Annotated in this window: 13 protein-coding genes; 7 read left to right on the forward strand and 6 right to left on the reverse strand. The window is 48.5% G+C overall.

Annotation, left to right across the window (positions count from 1 at the left end; translation table 11 throughout):
• Nucleotides 1–91: 91 nt before the first annotated feature.
• Both D3H65_RS10375 and D3H65_RS10380 read right to left on the reverse strand, forming a co-directional pair.
• A complete protein-coding gene (locus tag D3H65_RS10375; protein ID WP_119050244.1) occupies nt 92–2,467 on the reverse strand; it encodes an ABC transporter permease in 2,376 nt (791 codons plus the stop codon).
• A 155-nt stretch (nt 2,468–2,622) separates the two neighbouring features.
• Entirely contained in the window at nt 2,623–3,429 is an 807-nt protein-coding gene (locus tag D3H65_RS10380) for an endonuclease/exonuclease/phosphatase family protein (protein WP_211345661.1), read from the reverse strand.
• Between the two features lie 223 nt (nt 3,430–3,652).
• On the opposite strand from D3H65_RS10380, the gene D3H65_RS10385 reads away from it, so the two are divergent.
• Nucleotides 3,653–5,017 (forward strand): S41 family peptidase, encoded by a 1,365-nt coding sequence (locus D3H65_RS10385; RefSeq protein ID WP_119050245.1) that lies wholly within the window; start codon nt 3,653–3,655, stop codon nt 5,015–5,017.
• 49 nt (nt 5,018–5,066) lie between these two features.
• On the opposite strand, the gene D3H65_RS10390 is transcribed toward D3H65_RS10385, so the two are convergent.
• From D3H65_RS10390 to D3H65_RS10400, 3 genes are all read right to left on the reverse strand, one after another.
• Nucleotides 5,067–5,705, reverse strand: a complete 639-nt coding sequence (locus tag D3H65_RS10390; RefSeq protein WP_119050246.1) for an FMN-binding negative transcriptional regulator — start codon at nt 5,703–5,705, stop codon at nt 5,067–5,069.
• A gap of 152 nt (nt 5,706–5,857) precedes the next feature.
• The gene (locus D3H65_RS10395; RefSeq protein ID WP_119050247.1) at nt 5,858–7,444 is read right to left on the reverse strand and encodes a glycosyl hydrolase family 18 protein; all 1,587 of its coding nucleotides are present in this window, start codon (nt 7,442–7,444) and stop codon (nt 5,858–5,860) included.
• A gap of 231 nt (nt 7,445–7,675) precedes the next feature.
• Nucleotides 7,676–9,121, reverse strand: a complete 1,446-nt coding sequence (locus tag D3H65_RS10400) for a carbohydrate-binding protein (protein ID WP_119050248.1) — start codon at nt 9,119–9,121, stop codon at nt 7,676–7,678.
• Between the two features lie 264 nt (nt 9,122–9,385).
• Here D3H65_RS10400 and D3H65_RS10405 point away from each other — a divergent pair, with 264 nt between their 5' ends.
• From D3H65_RS10405 to D3H65_RS10420, 4 genes are all read left to right on the forward strand, one after another.
• Nucleotides 9,386–9,772, forward strand: coding sequence for a rhodanese-like domain-containing protein (locus D3H65_RS10405; RefSeq protein ID WP_162915539.1), 387 nt, complete (start codon nt 9,386–9,388; stop codon nt 9,770–9,772).
• 7 nt (nt 9,773–9,779) lie between these two features.
• A complete protein-coding gene (locus D3H65_RS10410) occupies nt 9,780–10,412 on the forward strand; it encodes a LysE family translocator (protein ID WP_119050250.1) in 633 nt (210 codons plus the stop codon).
• A gap of 12 nt (nt 10,413–10,424) precedes the next feature.
• Entirely contained in the window at nt 10,425–11,855 is a 1,431-nt protein-coding gene (locus D3H65_RS10415; protein WP_119050251.1) for a phytoene desaturase family protein, read from the forward strand.
• Between the two features lie 164 nt (nt 11,856–12,019).
• Complete coding sequence (locus D3H65_RS10420) at nt 12,020–12,295, forward strand: hypothetical protein (protein WP_119050252.1); 276 nt, start codon at nt 12,020–12,022, stop codon at nt 12,293–12,295.
• Nucleotides 12,296–12,300: 5 nt separating this feature from the next.
• Here the strand turns inward: D3H65_RS10420 and D3H65_RS10425 are convergent, their stop codons facing one another.
• Nucleotides 12,301–12,750 (reverse strand): hypothetical protein, encoded by a 450-nt coding sequence (locus D3H65_RS10425; protein WP_162915540.1) that lies wholly within the window; start codon nt 12,748–12,750, stop codon nt 12,301–12,303.
• A gap of 134 nt (nt 12,751–12,884) precedes the next feature.
• On the opposite strand from D3H65_RS10425, the gene D3H65_RS10430 reads away from it, so the two are divergent.
• Nucleotides 12,885–14,129, forward strand: coding sequence for a helix-turn-helix domain-containing protein (locus D3H65_RS10430; protein ID WP_119050254.1), 1,245 nt, complete (start codon nt 12,885–12,887; stop codon nt 14,127–14,129).
• A gap of 151 nt (nt 14,130–14,280) precedes the next feature.
• Nucleotides 14,281–17,151, forward strand: a complete 2,871-nt coding sequence (locus tag D3H65_RS10435; RefSeq protein WP_211345662.1) for a TonB-dependent receptor — start codon at nt 14,281–14,283, stop codon at nt 17,149–17,151.
• Nucleotides 17,152–17,158: the final 7 nt, after the last annotated feature.

The following is a 17,158-nucleotide window of genomic DNA, read 5'->3' on the forward strand; positions in this document are numbered from 1 at the left end:
GCTCTCTTCTGAACAGAGGACAGCCTCTTTTTCGCAGCTATTAATATAAGAACTGATACGCTACTATTTCCGGAAATTAACCTTGTCCCCTTTATTCTGACCGTAGGCTCTTTACGGGATTCATCAGGGCGGCTCTGATCGCCTGAAAGCTCACGGTGAGCACAGTGAGCACGATGGCGCCTGCACCGGTAACCCCAAAGATCCACCAGGAAAGGGGGGCACGGTATTCATAATTAAGCAGCCAATTGCTCATACAGTAATAAGCAACAGGCATGGCGATCAACAGGGAAATGCCTACCAATACCACAAACTCTTTAGAGAGCAATTTCCATACATTGAAGATGGAGGCGCCCAATACCTTGCGTACGCCAATCTCCTTGGTACGTTTTTCAGCAACAAAAGAAGCCAGACCAAACAGACCAAGGCAGGAGATAAATATAGCCAGCACAGCAAAAAAGGTGGAGAGCTTACCAATACGTTCTTCGTTGCCGAACTTTTTGGCATATTGGTCATCCACAAAGGTATAATTGAAAGGACTGCCCGGATTGTAGGTTTTGAATATGGGAGTAATTTTTGCCAATGCATCACGGGTGCTCATCCCGGGCGACAGTTTTATATTGAGGACACTCACGCCTTTTCCGAGGCGAAAGAACGTAGGCTGTACCGGTGAAAAAGGCGATTCACGGAGAATGTCTTTCACGATGCCGATGATCCTGTAATCGTTACCATTGTTCCTGACAAAGGCACCCACCGGATCTTTATAGCCAATGAGTTTTACGGCTGCTTCATTTAGGATGATACCTGCCGAGTCGGTGGCAAAAGCCCTGGAGAAATCCCTTCCCTGCACAATATCCCACCCCAGTGTTTTACCGTACTCATAGGTAACGAAATTGGACATAACCAAGGGAGAGGATCCAACCTTCTTACCTTGCCATGAAAAATTGGTAGTACCGCCATCCTGCGTGGTAATAGAACAGGAAGCAGCGGCCACGTCATACACAGCGCCTGATTGGAGCAGGTCGTCCCGCAAGGGCGCCAGGTTTCTCCGCAGATCGGCTGTATTGATGCTTACTTCAATCAGTCCGTTGCGGCTATAGCCTACTGGTCTGTTCCTGGCATGTTGTATCTGGCGAAATACGATAATGGTACCAATGATGAGGATAACGGAAACTGAAAACTGGAAAACAACCAATACTTTCCGTGGCACCGTGGCAAAACGCCCTGCTTTGAATACCCCTTTCAACACCTTTACGGGTTTAAAAGAAGACAAATAAAATGCCGGGTAGCTGCCGGCTATCAGGCCCGTAAGTACACTGAACCCAAGGAGGGTCAACCAGAATAAAGGCTGTGTCCATAATACCTGCATTTGTTTGCCGGCTACGTCATTGAAGAAAGGCAGGATCAACTGCACCAGCAATATCGACAATAGAAATGACACCAGTACTACCAGCATAGACTCGCTCAGGAATTGCAGCACAAGTTGCTTCCGTTCTGATCCGATAGCCTTACGGATGCCCACTTCACGAGCCCTTTTCTCCGACCGTGCTGTGCTGAGGTTCATAAAATTGATGCAGGCCAGCAGGAGCACAAATACACCGATGATGCCGAAGAGCCACACAAACCGGATGGCGCCACCTACATTCACACCATTCTGGAAATCGGAATACAAATGCCATTTGCTCATGGGGTGCAGGAAAAACTCAGGATGGTAGGCAGGTGGATCTTCTCTTTTCATCCTCGCCTCTTTGATCTTAGCTGATACAGCAGCAAAACCGGCGCCTGGCTTCAGTTGTGCAAAAATCTGGAAAGAATTATTGTCCCAATCTTCCGCTCCTCTTTTGGCATTGTTGTCGGTGGTTACATACAAGTGCCAGGAAGCCAGGAAAAGAATATCCTTGAAGTCACTGTTGCCCGGAAAATCTTCATACACTCCGGTCACCTTCACGGTTTGCTTATTGTTGATAGTAAGGATCTTATTGAGCGGATCTTCCTTGCCAAATATGCTTGCAGCCAGTGACCGGGAAAGCAAAATAGCATTGATATCCTTCAAACCTCCACGGGTACCAGCCACCATGTGCAGGGACATCATTTCCGTAAAATCGGGTTCCACATAATTGCCCAGTTTGGAGAACTGTTCATTACCCGCAGCCAGCACCACCTGTTGGCCCTGGGAGGATAAGCTCACGCGGGCAAAGTCGGGGTATTTGGTGCGCAGTTCTTCTGCCAGCGGAATGGGCATTACATCGTAGGAGGATTTATCACCATCACCAAACTTTACAAACTGCCATACCTTGGCAATACGATTGTAATGATCAAAAGACTTATTATAGGAAAGCTCATCAGCTATCCAGAGGCCAATGAGTATGGCCACACTCATACCGGCAGCCAGGCCGGCAATATTGATAAAGGAAGAAATTTTATTGCGGGACAGGTTGCGCAAGGCGATTTTGAAATAGCTTTTAAGCATTGTATAGTTGGTTTGGGCAAGCAAAAACCTACCATAAAAATGCCAAACTGCCACGCTCTTCTTAATCAGCTACTTATATCAAGATAAATACCTCAACTGTCCGCTTTTGATACGACGGCTGTACGCTTGCACAAGGATTTGTAAACTCCATACCCTTACTCCCGGAAAATCTTAAGTGTAACTATGACAGGTAAATGGTCAGAAGCATATTGCTCGTCAATAACAGTATGGGATAATACTGTAAAGTTGGTGGAAGGTTTATAAGCGATGAAGTCAATGGTTTTGGTGGGATTGACCTGTGGTATGGTGAACCCGCAATTTTGTGTACAGGTACGGGTGAAATGCTGGTCTAGTGTATTGATCACAGCGCCGCCCGGGGTGGCATTGAGGTCGCCGGCGAGGACAACCGGGTTGGTTTCCTGCTGCAGGATGCCGGTGATCGCATTGATCTGTAATACGCGGTTGGTATCATTGCGCTGGGCATCGAGATGGGTACAGGCAAGCACCAGTTTCTTTCCATTCACCTCAATGATGGCAGTCGCCAATACCCTGGGCTCACCCTTTGTGCCTTCTGCCGTTGGCAATTTGTGGGTAGTGCCTCCCGATAAAGAATAACGGGAGAGAATGGCTACACCATAATCACCGCCTTCATGGTCGATGGCTTTGGCAAAATAGAAGTTCATCTTTGTCTTCTCAGCCAGCACCACCGCCTCATTCATACCGGAGCGTTTGGTATTGACATCCACTTCCTGCAGGGCAACCACATCGGGCTTGTATTTATTGATCACAGCAGCAATAGCATCCACATCAATCAATCCCGCTTTGGAAGGCGGATTGGCATGATGGATATTGTAGCTCATGATCGTAAGCTCCTGTTTGTTGCGGGGCTGACCGGTATATTGTTTCACGCCACAGGAGGCCAGTATAAATAAGGACAGGTAAAGCAGGTTGCGAATTGACATGGGGAATAGTTTATCAGGGTACAATATTAAATATTGCTTTCAATGCTTCATCAGGAACTTTGCAGTTGCGATTAACCAGGGTAAACTAAATGTGCAGTCTCCTATAGCCGGTTGCGGGTAAATTTAACACTATGGTACCCAGAAAAAAATATCTTGGCGCCATTTGTTTTACTGATACCTCCCTTGCCTTTTACTACTATTTTCAGTATGTTGTATTCTAATTATGAAGCGACTATCGGCTGTCTGTATCTTTTTCGTTATACTTTGCTTTGCCCGGCCAGTAGGGGCGCAAGAGGCGGGCTATGACCCCAATAGACTATTTCCGGCAGATACACTGAAAGCGGATCTGCATTTTCTGCAGAGAAAGCTGGAGCATATCCATCCAGTGCTGTATCGCTATACGACAAGGCAGGTTTTTAATACCTTCCTGGATAGCATTTCCGGGGCCATTGTACGGCCGATGAGGGAACAGGAATTCCTGAGCCTGGTCAGTTTGCTGAATGCGAAGGTATGCGATGGCCATACTATGATGCTGCCGAGTGAAGGAGCCATGGAATACAACAATACACAAGCCTTGCTCCTGCCCTTCTCGGTATGCTTCCTTAACGAGAAGTTGTATATCACTGAAAATTGTTCTGCCGATAGCAGCATACAAGCAGGCAATGAAGTACTGCGTATCAATGGCCTGGAAACGCAGGCTGTGATGAAGCAATTGCTGCAACGACAGATCAGGGACGGGCATAACCAAACCTACCCGCTGTGGATATTGAATCATTACTTTCCCTCCTACTACCTTTTTGCCTTTGGAGAATCGGCGTTGTTGGATCTGGAACTAAAAAACAGCCGTGGCGAAACCTTCCGCAGGCAGGTAGCAGGACTACGGAAAGACAGTATCCGGCAATATCGCCGGGCACGTTATCAATCCACTGCTCCAAATGCGGGCATGCAGCACGGCATTACCCTTGAAACCATTACGGAAGGGAAAACAGCTGTACTTACTATTAAAAGCTTTGATAGCAGCCTGATCAGGGACCAGTACGGGCAGGACTTTAACCGGACCATTGACAGTATATTCAATGAGCTGCAAGCACATCCGGTAAAAGAACTATTACTGGACCTGCGGGATAACCAGGGTGGTGATTTTGAAACCGGCCGTTACCTGCTTAGCTACCTGCTCACCAGGCCCACGCGTTACCTGATTGGCGGCGCTGAAGCGAAACTGATAAAACCCCACACGAAGCGATTTACCGGCTCGCTGTATGTATTGATCAACGGCGGCAGTTTTTCCAATACGGCCATTGTGAGCGCCAGCCTGGCGCAGGCGAAAAGAGCACTTTTCATAGGCGAAGAAAGCGGCGGCAACCAATACATGATCTGCGGCAACCCAACACTCATTACGCTACCGCACACCCGGCTGCAGACTTATATTTCCACTACTAATTTCCGCATCAGCACAGCGCCGAATGAAGGCCGTGGTATTATACCCGACGAACCGGTAGTCATTTCCCTGCAAGAGTTGATGACGGGCAGGGATATCACCCGGGAAAAGGCGCTGCAACTGATAGCTACACCGAAAATCCACCAATAGCAAGGCTACCAGCAGCTTTAATTAGCCGTTAGGAGTTAGCTGTGCTGAATTAGCTGTTAGTACCTTCAATTCGTTCCCGCATTTGCTTCATGAGGGTGGCCAATAACCTGGCGATGGCATCTTCCTTCTTATTGAGTTGTTCAAGAATTGCCTGAAAGTTTTTATCGTCGCGGTTCTGACTGAGCTTGAAAGCAGCCTCTATCTTGTCTATCTGTACCTCAAATACTACCACGCCTTTTACCTGTCGCTGCACATCGGGCGGCATGGTATCCAACGAAACGGGATTTTCTGAATCCTGTTCGTATTTATCTGTCAATCTTCTTAACGACTCCCATGTCTTTGCTCCATCAGCCAGGGATATCCTGCCAGTCACCTGCACACTTACATAGTTCCAGGTGGGTGCATTGGCATGATCATACCAGGAGGAGGAAATATAATGATGCAGGGGTGACATATAGATCACAAGTACTTCCGGGTATTGCTCAAACAGTTTCCATTGGGGGTTGGCCCTGGACAAATGCCCCCACAACACCTGCTCGCCTTTCTCATTGACTTCCAGCTCAACTGGAATATGAGAAGCTACAGGATATGTACTTCCCTGGGAAACGATGGTAGCAAAGCTATTTTCCCGGATGAACTGCTCTACTACCGTCTGATCTTCTACCTTGAAAAAACCGGGGATATGCATGGCTTAGGATTTGTGACGCATGAAGGTAAGAATTTAGAAATATCCAGAATATAGAATCCAGAATCCAGAAGTTTTCGGGCAGCAAATCATTGACTGCTACCTGTATTTATTCTGTATTCTGTATTCTGTATTCTGTATTCTTGTTTTCCTCCCTACTTCACAAACTGCTTCGTCACTACATTACCCTTCTTCGTAAATATCAGCGTATACACGCCCGGAGCCAGGGAAGATACATCCACCTTATAGGTAGCCGCCCTTGGTGATAGCACCTGCCGGCCAGCGACATCCACAATACGGATGGTGCCACCGGTCAGGTCTTCGCCCGCCATGATATTCAATTGGTGCTGTACAGGATTGGGATAGATCACCCATTTGCCCGCTGCACTTTCTTCCACGGCCACTTTGCTTTCCGGGGTACTACCCTGCGTAACCAGGCGGGCTGTCGAAGGTCGCGTTATTTTGATCCAGTTGAGGTTCCAGCCGCCCGCCTGCGCAAATACACCCACATTATAGGTGCCGGCATTCACGTACACATTGTGGGTGATGGTGGTCCAGGTTTGCCAGCCGCCTGTGGAAGGAACTGCCAGGGCGCCCAATTGGATAGAACCTGCATTGAGATCGAGCGACAAAGTGCCGCCGCCGCTGAGGCTGGCCACTCTATACTCCACTTTGTAGGTACCGCTTACCGGGAAATTGATATTGTAAAAGGCCATCCAATCGTTGGCATCTATCCAACCTACATTTTGTCCGCCCCCCGCATCGGTACAGGCTTCGGTCTGCACACCCAGCATGGAATTATAGCTCTCTGCCTGGATGGTAATGGTATTGCCACCGCCGCCCGTTCTTTGCACCACTACTTCATTGATGGCCGACAAGAGAGAGTTGGCGCCAGTAGCATCCTGCGAAAGCTCCCAGATCATAATACCATTGCCCTGGTCAAATGCCAGGTTGGTCTTACTCTTAATAGTGGCAATACCATTGTATCCCACGCCGCTGAATACATCGGCATTGGGATTGGCGCCCCGGGCCACCAGGGCAGCAAAAGACTCCCAACTGGGCCGGCCATAGAACGGTACCCCCAACACCACTTTAGAGGCAGGCAGTCCCCTACCCTTCCAGTAGTTGATGGATTGGGTAGCATAACTGTAGGTGGAGTGATCAAAGTTATTGGCATCATACGCCATCAGGTTGAGGAAATCAACATAACCGAATACGCTGTTCAAAATGCTGGCGCCATTAATGGCCACTACAGCAGCCGTGAGCAACTTGCCCCGGTTGTGCATTTCGGTGGAGAGCTGCTGCATGAGCGCTGCATAGTTATTGGCGGAAGCCCCATTGTCCGGATACTCCCAATCAATATCAATGCCATCGAGGTTGTACTGGTTAACAAAGTTGATCAGATTGCTGACGAACGCATTGCGCCAGCCTGTATTGCCGGCCAGGCTTTCAAAAGCGCCATCATCGCCATTGTTCCAGCCGCCTACGGCAATGAGAACCTTCTTCCCATTGGAATGCGCCAGGGACACCAGGCTCTGCAATTTGGAGGGATTCTCGATGGCCTGCAAGCCACCGGTGGAGGTAGGCAACAGAAAAGCATAGTTGATATGCGTGAGCTTGCTGTACTGAATGGAATTCACGCTGCCTGCCCAGGAAGGCATATAGCCTACCACCCTGAATTGGGCCATGGAAAACTGAACGCTCAGGAATAAAAGAGTAAAAATGATCGTCGACTTTTTCATGTTATGGTTTTTAAATGAGAGAATACAGCATCCTGAATTTTAGTGTAGACAAAGACATATCCTGTTCGATCATCGAACCCTCGTCGGATGAAGGATGACAATCAAAGGGATGCCAGTCTGAGTTTGCCGAAGCCTCCCGGGGGAAACACTTCGACAAGCTCAGTGTGACAGCCTGCTTCAACAGCGTGACAGTCTACATTAACTACTTTGATACAGGACTCAGCAATTCACTTACTTAACAAACCGGCGTGTGATCGTTTTACCTTCTTTCGTAAACAATAAGGTATACATGCCCGGAGCCAACTTCGCCACATTGACACGGTTGGTGGGCTGGGTAACTATGAGGACCTGACGGCCCATGATATCATAAATGCGAAGCAGTCCACCGGAAAGCTGCCCGCTGGTAGTGATCCTTAGTTCATCGGTTACAGGATTGGGAAACAGTTCGAAACCTGTTTTTTCTTCCGTCGCTTTTCTTTCTTCCGTACTGATCGTATTGGAAGCGATGCGCGCAGTCCCCTGTTTGGTGATGCGTATCCAGTTGAGGTTCCACCCGGCCGCTTGAGCAAAGACACCTACATTATAGGTACCTGCATTGACATTGACGGTGTGGGAAATGGTAGTCCAGTTTTGCCATCCACCTGTAGAAGGTACATTGAGTGCGCCCAATTGGATGGATCCGGCATTGAGGTCCAATGATAAACGGCCGCCACCACTCTGGCTGGCCACCCGGTATTCTACGAGGTAACTGCCCGAGATGGGGAAATTGATATTGTTATAGGCCATCCAGTCGTTGGCATCAATATACCCTACATTCTGTCCGCCGCCGGCATCCGTACAGGCTTCCGTTTGCACGCCCAGCATGGCGCTATAACTTTCTGCCTGTATGGTCACACTACCCGGCGGTGTGCTGCCTTGCTGATATACCCTTACATAATCTATATACATATTGGCTGGCAAGGCGCCATTGTTGACGGTGAAGCCGGGCCAGTTGCCACCGATCGCCATGTTGAGGATCAGGAAGAAATTGTTGTGAAACTCGTTGGTACCGTTCACACTATTGAGAATATTGGCCTCATGGAATTGTACGCCATCTACAAACCATTTAATAGAAGAAGCAGTCCATTCAATGGCATAAATATGAAAGCCGGTTACACCCACTGCCGTATTGCCGCCATAAGAGGCATATTGCCCGTTGTTGTCCTGCCAATGAATGGTGCCATAGGTCCTGTTCTCTGCATTCACATGTTCCATCACATCTATTTCTCCGCAGGCGGGCCAGCCTGCCGTATCTATATTATCGCCCAGCATCCAGAAAGCAGGCCATACGCCCTGGAAGGCGGGCATGGCAATCCGGGCTTCTACCCTACCATACCTCCAGGATTTACGGCCCTGCGTTTTCAGGCGTGCTGATGTGTAATTCATTCCACCAAAACTTTCGTTGCGTGCTGTGATCACCAGCTGACCGTTCTGTACGGTCGCATTCTGACTGCGGTAATATTGTAATTCATTGTTTCCCCAGCCACCGGAGCCTGTGCCGGTTTCAAATACCCAATCAGGACCGATGCCATTGGTAAATTCATCCTGCCAAACCAACTGCCAGCTTTGTGCAGTAGCCCGATAATGGATGCAAAACAGGGGGATGAGTAAGAATACAAGCTGTGTAATTCTTTTCATAAGCAAGGTTTTAAAGTTAACAGAATAAAATAGCAGACAACTAAGATACGAATTAATGACTATTAGTTCCCGTTAGTAGGTCGTTTGTCACTACTACATTACTACTTCATGAACTCCTGTTCTACTTCACCGGGCGCCTGATTACTACGTCACTTATTCGACAACCCCTTGTTGTCCAATGCCCATTGGTTCCATTCCAGTTATTCATGTATCTTTGTAATGAAAACAGTGACAATTACAGAACACATCATAAACTTCGTTTTCATGAAGCATTTATTGAAGGCCTTTATCCTCCTGTTTGTGTCCGGTACGGCCGCCGCACAAACCAAAACCACCGTTGCTCCCGCCGAATTTGAAAAAGGGCTGCAGACCAAAGGGGTTCAACTGCTCGATGTCAGAAGACCCGAGGAATTTAAAGAGGGCCATATCAAGGGCGCCATACTGGCCAACTGGCAGGATGAAAAGCAGTTCCAGGAGCAGGCAGCCAAATTAGACAAAAGCAAACCGGTGTATGTGTATTGCCTGGCCGGCGTCCGCGGCGATAAAGCAGCCAGCTGGCTCGTTAAGAACGGTTTTACCAGCGTAATAAACCTGGAAGACGGTATCAAGGCATGGAAAGAGGCAGGTAAACCAACCGTAGCGGAGCATTGATCGATCTATGACTGCTTTCATTAATTTCCTGCTGTCATTTACTTTCAGCTTTACAGGATCACTGGCTCCCGGAACGGTCAACCTCAGTTCCCTCCAACTCGGCCTTGACAACAAGGCTTACCTGGCCTGGCGTTTTGCGCTGGCGGCAGCCATTATGGAATACATCTATGCCTTCCTGGCTGTTACTTTCGAAAAACTCATCACTTCTTCCCCGGTCATTGTACAAAACTTTCACCTCATAGCCGCCGTGGTGATGCTCACCCTGGGCATATTGAATATCCGGTCGGCCTCCAAACCCACCAATCTCTCTGTACGCCTTCAAAACAGCGGCTTCCGGCGCGGGCTGGTGCTCGGCATCCTCAACCCGCTGGCCATGCCTTATTGGATCGGGATGGTAGCCTATCTCAAGAGCCAGCACTGGATCGATCTGTCAACGACTGTACAGCTTCACAGTTTTTTAATAGGCGTTTCTGCCGGCGTATTTACTTTATTGGTACTTGTAGCCTACCTTGCAAGTAGGGTGATAAGGTTATTGCGGGAAAACCAGCTGATCCGGAAAATTCCGGGCTACCTGATGCTGATACTGGGTATTTATGCACTGATCCGCTATATCGTAATGCTTTTGTTCCCTGCTACATAATATCTTTGGTACATGGAAAAGCGGGATTTCGACGCCATTGTTGTTGGATCTGGACCTAATGGCTTATCAGCTGCCATCACCCTGCAACAGCAAGGACTATCAGTATTGATACTGGAAGCCAAAGATACCATTGGCGGCGGGATGCGTACCGCGCAACTTACCCTGCCCGGTTTTCATCATGATGTGTGTTCCGCGATTCTCCCCATGGCTGCCACTTCGCCCTTCTTTGCCACCCTTCCTTTGGAACAATATGGATTGGAATATATTTATCCCGAAGTAGCAGCTGCCCATCCGTTTGATGATGGCAGCGCTGCGGTATTAAAGCGGTCGGTACAGGAAACAGCTCAATTGCTGGGCGCCGATGCAGGCGCTTACCTTTCATTGATGGAGCCGGTATTGGAAGACTGGCCATATATAGCAAGCGATATATTAGGCCCTTTTCATTTCCCCAAACATCCGGTGCGCATGGCCCGCTTTGGATTGAAAGCCCTGCCTGCCGCCACTACCATCGCCAAAAGATTTACCACCCAAAAAGCCAAGGGTCTTTGGGGAGGCATGGCTGCCCATTCTATCCAGCCCCTCACCAATTATGCTACTTCGGCCATCGGCCTGGTATTATCTGCTGCCGGGCATTTATACGGGTGGCCCGTACCCAAAGGAGGCTCCCAATCATTGGCCAATGCACTGGCCCGGTATTTTGAATCCCTGGGCGGACAAATACAAACAAGCTTTACCGTCAGCAACCTGCAGCAATTGCCATCTGCGCATGCCGTGCTGTTTGATGTAACGCCCAAACAGTTGATGCAGATAGCAGGTGACCAGTTCTCTTCGCTGTACCAATGGCAGCTGAACCGCTACCGGTATGGCATGGGTGTCTTTAAAGTAGACTGGGCGCTGGATGCTCCTATACCATTTATTGCTGCCGAATGCAGGCAGGCAGGCACGGTGCACCTGGGTAATACCTTTAAAGAGATCGTTGCCGGGGAGCAACTAACATCCAGCGGAGGACATCCACAACGGCCTTTTGTTCTGCTGGCACAACAAAGCCTGTTTGATGACAGCAGGGCGCCAGCCGGAAAACATACCGCCTGGGCCTATTGCCACGTGCCCAATGGATCGACTGTTGATATGACTTCCATTATTGAAGAACAGGTGGAGCGGTTTGCACCGGGTTTTAAACGAACCATCATGGCAAAACACACCTTCAATACTGTAACCTTAGAGCGCTACAACCCTAACTATATCGGCGGTGATATCAATGGCGGTATTATCGACCTGGGACAGCTATACACCCGGCCGGCCCTGCGCCTGTCGCCCTATAAAACATCGGCCAGGGGCCTGTATATCTGCTCTTCTGCCACCCCTCCCGGCGGTGGCGTGCATGGCATGTGCGGTCACCATGCCGCCCGCCAGGCGCTCAAAGACGTATTTAAAATAAGCTAATACCCCTCCCACAATTCATTGACAGTCATAAGTTAACTATTCTCTCCGCTTTAGCAGTTCCTACTCCATTCCCAGCAAAACTTAACATTGGGGAATGAACCCATCTATTATCTTTATGTTATCCTTATATTATCATTTCGTAAATTGTATTAAATCATCTTACAATGTCCACAAGCAAGACAACAGAAGTAAAGAGCGCCCCTTCAAAGAAGTCAACCCGTAAAGAGATCGGTGAGAAACTGGCCACTGCCCTCAATGGCCTGAAGGAATCTCTGGGAGAAAAGAAGTTTGAGCGTCGTATTAAAAAAGCAGCCAGGCTGTTGACTGCCGGCATCAAAACAAAGCCCGTAAAGAAGGAGAAAAAAGGAAAAGGAAAAACCAAGACCAATAAGGGTAATAAAACACCCAAAGCGGTAGCATCCAAAGCAGTAGCTGAATAAGCGGCTTATTTTTCCGTTACCAATTCCACGGGGCAGGCCGCTTTTTCAATCAATTCATTCATGTCAAAAGGCAGTCCTGCCGCTCCCTCCCTAACTATACCACCCGCATCAACGAAGATCAGATCTGTTTTTCCGGCAATGGCCAATAAGCCATCGACGGAAGTTTCGCCACTTACCTGTATAACATGATCTATACCGGCAGCTATTGCCTTGTCTTTAACCAGTTTGATCTTTCCCTGTAATAATTGCTCGTCATCCTGTTGTGCGTCGGCAATATCCGTTAACGACTCAGCAGCAGCGATATCGCTGGGAAAAACATAGTCTTCCTCTACGGGTTGATCTTTTAAGAGAAGGACCCGTAGGGTTGCCTTATGTTCTTTTGCCCAGGCTATGGCCCGGTCGAGTGTTGTATAGGAAAAAGTAAGACCATTGAATATAACAAGTGTAGAAGGCATAAAAACGATTTTGAATTTCTTAACCTGCATTACACTGCAAAGCAACGGCCACTCCCCTGCTTTGCAGCAGTAAAACGGCTTTAAAACAGCCCTGTTAACCCAAAGGTAATATTGCACCCCTAGCTTTGTTGGGTATGGAGTACATCATTATCATAGGTGCTTTCCAGGCATTACTGGCACTTTGTCTCTTTGTGGCCAACAGGCAGAAAAAGCCTGCCGACAACCTGCTTACCTGGATACTGATCTGCCTCTTCACGCACCTTTCCATCAAGTTCATCATTTATGCAGCATCCGGAAACACCCTGCTGAAAATGGGCTTCAATACTTTTATCGACCTGGGTTATGGCCCTTTGTTGTGGATGTATGCCCGGAAAGTACAGTATGATCGCTACCGTCCTGTACAACACTGGTTTTTACTATTGCCTACTTTTGCAGCCGGTGCTATGTATACAGCCATTTCACTGAAAATAGTGATTGATCCCACAGGCGTAGAGCAATGGCTATCGCTGTACAATGAGATCACCCAATACCTGATCATTGCCAGCATGACGATCTTTCCTGTTTTAAGCTTACGGATAAGCCCGCAATTACCGGCCTTCTGGAAAAGTGAACGCCAGCTGATCAAAAAGATAGCCCTCCTCTTCCTGGTAATACCTGCATTGTGGATGGTGACCAAAACGACCAATGTCAGCGAACTACTGGGCGATGCAACCCTCAACCTGACTATCCGCCTGATCGCTTATTCCAATAGCCTGATCATTTGCCTGCTCATTATTCAATACCGGCTGGAAGCCCGCATGTTAATGAAAAGCCCGGCCGCTCCTGAACCACTGCCATCAGCCTTGAATGGTTACCCTACGCCAGCTGTACTACAGGAAGAAAAAGAATCGCTGGTATTGACAGTAGCAGCTGCTATCCAGCCCACAGAGGAACAGCCTGCTCCCCGCAAATCAACATTAACCACTTTACAACAGGAAGCTATTGCCGTGAAGCTTTCTGTATTGATGCAGGAGAAAAAGGTGTATACCGATCCCGAACTGACACTGGAGAAACTCTCCACGCTCGTCAAAACGCCCAGGCATCATCTCTCTGAAGTACTGAACCAACACCTGCACCAGACATTTTACCAATATATCAATGATCACCGGATGAAGGAAGTACTTCACCTGCTGGACCATTGCCGCCAACACCAGGTAACACCCAATATATTATCGCTGGCCTATGATGCCGGCTTCAACTCCAAATCTTCTTTCAACCAATATTTTAAAAAGACCACGGGTTACACCCCTACGGAGTACCTGAAGCAACCCCGCAAAGCAGAGCTCAACAGGATAACAGCCACGTTTATAAGCCTGCAACAAACCATTCAGCCACATTGATAACATTAGCATAACACCCACAACACACTGACAATCAAATACAGCAAGTACAAACGGACCTATTGATACTGCTGCAGGTGCAGTTCCGCCGGGATGGACGTTTACCAGCGCAGCCTACAGCAGTTTTGCCGGAAATTCTTTTGTCATGAGCATGCAACTACGAACTGACTGCAGGTTATTTTTCCTGCTTTTGCTGTGCTGCACGGGTTTCTCATTGCCCGCTGCTGCACAGATTATTAAAGGCATTGTAGCCGGCAAGGACGGACAATTGCCCGGTGCTACGATCAACGTTCCCGCTTTAAAGAGATCAGCTTCCACTGACCTGAATGGCGCCTTTACACTCCCTGTTCACACCAGCGGCAAAACAACCATTACCATATCCTATGTGGGCTATGAAACCAGGACCATTGACATCGACGTAAGCGAGGGAATTAACAATGCCGGCATTATACAGCTAAGCCCTGCACAAAGTGATTTGGGCCAGGTGGTCATCAAAGGCACCATGGCCCCATCACAGGCAAAAGCCTATAGCATCAAGAAAAATGCCCTCGCCATGATGGATGTATTGGCGGCTGACGCCATCGGCAAATTGCCCGACCGTAATGCTGCTGAAGCTGTACAGCGTATGCAGGGTGTGGCCGTGGCGCGGTACCATGGAGAGGCCGATGCAGCTACGGTAAGGGGAACACCTTTTGCGTGGACCTCCACCATGTTCAACGGGAGCCGCCTGCCCAGTTCCAATGTATTGGGCAACCGCTCTTCGGTGCTGGATGCAGTACCTTCTGAGATCATCCAATATGTGCAGGTAGCCAAAGCATTGACACCCGACTGGGAAGGAGATGCCATCGGCGGCTCTGTCAACTTTATCACCCGCACGGCGCCGGTGAAAAGACAATTGAATGCCAGCATCGCAGGCGGCTACAACACCTTTTCGAAGAATGGCACCTACAATGCATCCCTGGTATATGGGGATCGCTTCTTCAACAACAAGCTGGGAGTCATACTGGCCGGCGCCATCTGGGACCGCCAATGGGGCACAGATAGCTACGATGTAAGTTACAATACCGGGCTGGTCAATCCTGTACAGCAAAAGTCCATCAACAGCATCATGTTTAAACGCTATATGGGTAAAAGACAGACTTATGGCGGGAACCTTGGACTGGAGTATGCTTTCAATCCTTCACACAAATTATTCTTCCGGGGATTGATGGACAAATTCAATGATATACGCCCGGTATATGAATCTTATATTGATTACACCAATAGCCGCTACCAATACAATTACCGCTATTCGCACTACCAAACAAAACTCAATGGCGCAGAACTGGGCGGCGAACACCAGCTTACCGGACGTTTAAAACTGGATTGGTCGGTAAGTGACTATATGTCGGGATACTTCCTGGAAACACCGCCTACCAATGGCAATAAAGGGCTGCCCATCGCTACCTTCCGGCAAAAGATCACCGGCGGTTTCAACAATCTATCCGGTGATGGGAAACGTTATTGGGGTTTTGATTCACCCGATGGCATCGGTGGTGATCCCCTGCATTTTGATGCCGGCATAAAGAACAGCGGAGAGGTAATGGACGACTCCAAACTTACCCTGCAGCAACTGGTGATCGCACAACTGGATACCAAAGAGGAGGACAAAACAGCACAACTCAATCTGAAAGTGAATGCAGGTCCCAAAGTAAACCTGAAGTTTGGCGGCAAGTACCGTCACAAATACCGCGAAAGCACTTTCGGTTCCAATATTGTATACCTGCCAGGCGCAGCATTGGGTGTTCCCAACTCACCGGCCTTACTGGCGCTCAACAAACTGAACCGGGCCGACTTCCCCATGGGACATGGCTTCTTTAAAGAGATGGGCGGTAACTATAATCAATACGTTGTTGATCCGCTCTCCAAACAGCAATTGTTTGATCTGTATGATACCGCTACTTTGCGCAGGAATGGTTTTATGAACCTTACCGCTGCCGGTAATGCTACCAATTTCTATACCGGTACGGAAGATGTAATAGCTGGTTATGCGATGGGGGAAATAGACCTTACGGAAAAGCTGAAGATGGTAGCTGGTGTACGCAATGAATACACCAGTCTTGAACTGCAAGGATCGAAAGCCACTACCGCCGGCACACCTGCTACCACCAGCATCACACCGGTTACCGTTAAGAGCGATTACAACGCCCTGCTGCCCATGGTCCACTTCAAATATGCCATTAACAAGCAGGCCAATATCCGCGCAGCTTTTACCCGCACTTTTGTAAGGGCTAATTTTAATGATATGACGCCAGGCGAATCGGTAGACAATACCAAAACGCCCATCGTTGTTACCAAAGGCAATCCTGATCTGAAGCCCACTTTTGCCAACAACTTCGACCTGATGGGCGAATACTATTTCAGCAATATCGGGTTGCTATCGGGCGGTGTATTTTATAAGCAGATACAAGATGTCATCTTCAGCGATAAGGTCTTCTATAACGAAAGGGGCAACAACTATGCACTAACCCAGGCACGCAACCTGGATGATGCCAAACTGTATGGATTTGAAGCTGGCATTAACAAGCGCTTCAATTTCCTGAAAGGCTTCTGGAGTGGGTTTGGTGTAGAATTCAACTATACCTGGATCAACAGTGAGGTAAAAGTGCCAAGAATGGTGGGTACTGACAAAATCATGGACAAGACCAGTTTACCCAATCAGTCAAAATCCTTGTTCAACGCCATCCTGTTTTATGAACGCAGCGGCATAATGGTGCGCCTGGCCGGCAATTACCGTGGCAGATCGGTAGAAACGATCAACCAGCAGCTGGGCCCCGACTTCTATATCTGGACGGACAAGAATTTTACCCTGGATGCATCTGCCACCATCGGCATTACCAAAAATCTCAAAGCCTTTGTGGAATTGAACAACCTCACCAATGAACCCCTAAGAACCTATATGGGCGACCGTCGCCGCGTGACCATGACAGAGTGGTATGGACTCCGCGGTCAGGCCGGTATACGCTGGGATATTATTAAGTAAACATCTT

Source organism: Paraflavitalea soli, assembly GCF_003555545.1.
Taxonomy (GTDB): domain Bacteria; phylum Bacteroidota; class Bacteroidia; order Chitinophagales; family Chitinophagaceae; genus Paraflavitalea; species Paraflavitalea soli.